The sequence below is a fragment of the Rothia sp. HMSC073B08 genome (genome assembly GCF_001812975.1).
Classification (GTDB): Bacteria; Actinomycetota; Actinomycetes; order Actinomycetales; family Micrococcaceae; genus Rothia; species Rothia mucilaginosa.
Genome location: NZ_KV811053.1, coordinates 1 through 5,173, shown reverse-complemented (window position 1 = coordinate 5,173; position 5,173 = coordinate 1). Strand labels below are relative to the sequence as shown.

Annotated in this window: 2 rRNA genes; both read left to right on the top strand. The window is 52.3% G+C overall.

Features of this window, described 5'->3' with window-relative positions:
- Positions 1-206 precede the first annotated feature (206 nt).
- A 16S ribosomal RNA gene (locus HMPREF2884_RS02465) occupies positions 207-1,733 on the top strand.
- A gap of 305 nt (positions 1,734-2,038) precedes the next feature.
- Positions 2,039-5,127, top strand: a 23S ribosomal RNA gene (locus tag HMPREF2884_RS02460).
- Together the 16S and 23S rRNA genes form the textbook arrangement of a ribosomal RNA operon.
- Positions 5,128-5,173: the final 46 nt, after the last annotated feature.

Genomic DNA, 5,173 nt, shown 5'->3' with positions numbered 1-5,173 from the left:
AGGTGTTGAATCGGTGTGTTGCTTGAGAACTCAATAGTGTGCTTTGTTCAATAAAATCACCGAATGGTGATGGAAACTGAAACTAATACCAAATATTTATTTATATTTGATAATCATCAAATGGTTTCAAATTTAGTCAGCTTGAGTCACGCACCCCCGTGTGTGATTCGCTGTTTGAGATCAGATTATCAAGCTTTTCTATTTTTTCAACGGAGAGTTTGATTCTGGCTCAGGACGAACGCTGGCGGCGTGCTTAACACATGCAAGTCGAACGATGAAGCCTAGCTTGCTAGGTGGATTAGTGGCGAACGGGTGAGTAATACGTGAGTAACCTACCTTTAACTCTGGGATAAGCCTGGGAAACTGGGTCTAATACCGGATACGACCAATCTCCGCATGGGGTGTTGGTGGAAAGCGTTATGTAGTGGTTATAGATGGGCTCACGGCCTATCAGCTTGTTGGTGAGGTAACGGCTCACCAAGGCGACGACGGGTAGCCGGCCTGAGAGGGTGACCGGCCACACTGGGACTGAGACACGGCCCAGACTCCTACGGGAGGCAGCAGTGGGGAATATTGCACAATGGGCGCAAGCCTGATGCAGCGACGCCGCGTGAGGGATGACGGCCTTCGGGTTGTAAACCTCTGTTAGCAGGGAAGAAGAGAAATTGACGGTACCTGCAGAGAAAGCGCCGGCTAACTACGTGCCAGCAGCCGCGGTAATACGTAGGGCGCGAGCGTTGTCCGGAATTATTGGGCGTAAAGAGCTTGTAGGCGGTTTGTCGCGTCTGCTGTGAAAGGCCGGGGCTTAACCCCGTGTATTGCAGTGGGTACGGGCAGACTAGAGTGCAGTAGGGGAGACTGGAATTCCTGGTGTAGCGGTGGAATGCGCAGATATCAGGAGGAACACCGATGGCGAAGGCAGGTCTCTGGGCTGTAACTGACGCTGAGAAGCGAAAGCATGGGGAGCGAACAGGATTAGATACCCTGGTAGTCCATGCCGTAAACGTTGGGCACTAGGTGTGGGGGACATTCCACGTTTTCCGCGCCGTAGCTAACGCATTAAGTGCCCCGCCTGGGGAGTACGGCCGCAAGGCTAAAACTCAAAGAAATTGACGGGGGCCCGCACAAGCGGCGGAGCATGCGGATTAATTCGATGCAACGCGAAGAACCTTACCAAGGCTTGACATATACTGGACCGCATCAGAGATGGTGTTTCCCTTCGGGGCTGGTATACAGGTGGTGCATGGTTGTCGTCAGCTCGTGTCGTGAGATGTTGGGTTAAGTCCCGCAACGAGCGCAACCCTCGTTCTATGTTGCCAGCACGTTATGGTGGGGACTCATAGGAGACTGCCGGGGTCAACTCGGAGGAAGGTGGGGATGACGTCAAATCATCATGCCCCTTATGTCTTGGGCTTCACGCATGCTACAATGGCCGGTACAGAGGGTTGCGATACTGTGAGGTGGAGCTAATCCCTAAAAGCCGGTCTCAGTTCGGATTGGGGTCTGCAACTCGACCCCATGAAGTCGGAGTCGCTAGTAATCGCAGATCAGCAACGCTGCGGTGAATACGTTCCCGGGCCTTGTACACACCGCCCGTCAAGTCACGAAAGTTGGTAACACCCAAAGCCGGTGGCCTAACCTTTTGGAGGGAGCCGTCTAAGGTGGGATTGGCGATTGGGACTAAGTCGTAACAAGGTAGCCGTACCGGAAGGTGCGGCTGGATCACCTCCTTTCTAAGGAGCACATTTAGTTGGCCATGCTGTCCGCGAGTGTCGGATGGGTGGTTTTGCTCATGGGTGGAATATTGGTTTTGGGTTGGATGAGGCGCATTGTTGGGTTTTGGGGTAACACGCATGTGTTGTTCCTTTGTTTGCCTGGCATGGTGATGATGCAAATGTTTTGTTTGTGTTGTTGTTGTGTTGTGGGTTGTTGTTTGAGAACTATATAGTGGACGCGAGCATCTTCTGGAATTTGCGTTGAATCAATGCTTTTGTGTTGGTTTGATTGTTGATTTTAGATTCTTATTTTTCTTGATTGTGTGTAAGTTATTAAGGGCACACGGTGGATGCCTTGGCATTAAGAGCCGATGAAGGACGTGTGAATCTGCGATAAGCCTCGGGGAGCCGATAACTGGGCTGTGATCCGAGGATTTCCGAATGGGGAAACCTGGCTCATCTTCATGGTGAGTTACCGCCAGCTGAATGTATAGGCTGGTTGGGGGGAACGCGGGGAAGTGAAACATCTCAGTACCCGCAGGAAGAGAAAATAAAGTAATGATTCTGTGAGTAGTGGCGAGCGAAAGCGGAAGAGACTAAACCTGTGGTGTGTGATAGCGGTTAGGCGTTGCATCATGGGGGTTGTGGGAGTCACAGTGGCAGTTCTAACTGGCTGCCGGCATGATGTTCAGGATGGTAGGTGAACGACTTGGAATGGTCGGCCGTAGAGGGTGAGAGTCCCGTAATCGAAATTGTTCTGTCCGTGGTGTGGCCACCCGAGTAGCACGGGGCTCGTGGAATCTCGTGTGAATCTGCCAGGACCACCTGGTAAGTCTAAATACTTCTTAATGACCGATAGTGAATCAGTACCGTGAGGGAATGGTGAAAAGTACCCCGGGAGGGGAGTGAAATAGTACCTGAAACCGTGTGCTTACAAGCCGTTGGAGCCTTTTGGGGTGACAGCGTGCCTTTTGAAGAATGAGCCTGCGAGTTAGTGTTATGTCGCGAGGTTAACCCGTGTGGGGTATCCGTAGCGAAAGCGAGTCTGAATAGGGCGTTTGAGTGGCATGACCTAGACCCGAAGCGGAGTGATCTATCCATGGCCAGGTTGAAGCGACGGTAAGACGTCGTGGAGGACCGAACCCACTTCAGTTGAAAATGGAGGGGATGAGCTGTGGATAGGGGTGAAAGGCCAATCAAACTCTGTGATAGCTGGTTCTCCCCGAAATGCATTTAGGTGCAGCGTTACGTGTTTCTTGCCGGAGGTAGAGCTACTGGATGGCCGATGGGCCTTCACGGGTTACTGACGTCAGCTAAACTCCGAATGCCGGTAAGTGAGAGCGTAGCAGTGAGACAGTGGGGGATAAGCTTCATTGTCGAGAGGGAAACAGCCCAGACCACCAACTAAGGCCCCTAAGCGTGTGCTAAGTGGGAAAGGATGTGGAGTTGCTTAGACAACCAGGAGGTTGGCTTAGAAGCAGCCATCCTTGAAAGAGTGCGTAACAGCTCACTGGTCAAGTGATTCTGCGCCGATAATGTAGCGGGGCTCAAGTACACCGCCGAAGTTGTGGCAATGACCTTTTTGGTTGTTGGGTAGGGGAGCGTCGTGTAGCCAGTGAAGCTGCGGTGTAAACCAGTGGTGGAGGCTATGCGAGTGAGAATGCAGGCATGAGTAGCGAAAGATGAGTGAGAAACTCATCCGCCGGATGATCAAGGGTTCCAGGGTCAAGTTAATCTGCCCTGGGTTAGTCGGGGCCTAAGGCGAGGCCGACAGGCGTAGTCGATGGATAACGGGTTGATATTCCCGTACCGGTGAAAAACCGCCCATACTGATATTGTGATGCTAACCATGCGAAGCATGATGTGCAGGCTTTTGTTTGTGTGTTGTGTGGGTTGTGGGACCCGATCTTTGGAGGTAAACGTATTAACAGGTGTGACGCAGGAAGGTAGCCAAGCCACGCGATGGTTGTCGTGGTCTAAGCGTGTAGGGTTGTCGGTTGTTAAATGCGCCGGCTGTGTGCCTGAGACGTGATGGGACCCCGTTTTTGGGGGATTTGGTGATCCTATGCTGCCGAGAAAAGCATCGGCGTGAGGTTTTAGCCGCCCGTACCCTAAACCGACACAGGTGATCAGGTAGAGAATACTAAGGCGATCGAGAGAATCATGGTTAAGGAACTCGGCAAAATGCCCCCGTAACTTCGGGAGAAGGGGGACCTTGAGCGTGATGGGCACTTGCTGCCTGGAGCGTGTATGGGTCGCAGAGACCAGGGGGAAGCGACTGTTTATCAAAAACACAGGTCCGTGCGAAGTCGTAAGACGATGTATACGGACTGACTCCTGCCCGGTGCTGGAAGGTTAAGAGGATTGGTTAGCTCTTTGGAGCGAAGCTGAGAATTTAAGCCCCAGTAAACGGCGGTGGTAACTATAACCATCCTAAGGTAGCGAAATTCCTTGTCGGGTAAGTTCCGACCTGCACGAATGGAGTAACGACTTCCCTACTGTCTCAACCATGAACTCGGCGAAATTGCAGTACGAGTAAAGATGCTCGTTTCGCGCAGCAGGACGGAAAGACCCCGTGACCTTTACTATAGTTTGGTATTGGTGTTTGGTTTGGCTTGTGTAGGATAGGTGGGAGACTGTGAAGCATGGACGCTAGTTTGTGTGGAGTCGTTGTTGAAATACCACTCTGGTCAATCTGGATGTCTAACTTCGGGCCATGATCTGGTTCAGGGACAGTGCCTGATGGGTAGTTTAACTGGGGCGGTTGCCTCCTAAAGTGTAACGGAGGCGCCCAAAGGTTCCCTCAGCCTGGTTGGCAATCAGGTGTTGAGTGTAAGTGCACAAGGGAGCTTGACTGTGAGACTGGCAGGTCGAGCAGGGACGAAAGTCGGGACTAGTGATCCGGCGGTACGTTGTGGAACGGCCGTCGCTCAACGGATAAAAGGTACCTCGGGGATAACAGGCTGATCTTGCCCAAGAGTCCATATCGACGGCATGGTTTGGCACCTCGATGTCGGCTCGTCGCATCCTGGGGCTGGAGTCGGTCCCAAGGGTTGGGCTGTTCGCCCATTAAAGCGGTACGCGAGCTGGGTTCAGAACGTCGTGAGACAGTTCGGTCCCTATCCGCTGCGCGCGTTGGAAATTTGAGAAAGGCTGTCCTTAGTACGAGAGGACCGGGACGGACGAACCTCTGGTATGTCAGTTGTACCGCCAGGTGCATGGCTGATTGGCTACGTTCGGGAGGGATAACCGCTGAAAGCATCTAAGCGGGAAGCCTGTTTCGAGATGAGATTTCCTGGCACTTTGGTGTGTGAGGCTCCTTATAGATGATGAGGTTGATAGGCCGGGTATGGAAGCGGGGACTGAAGACTCGTGGAGTTGACTGGTACTAATAGGCCGAAGGCTTACTTTTCAAGATGTTGTTTGTTGTTTGCGTTCACTGTATGGTTTTTGGATAA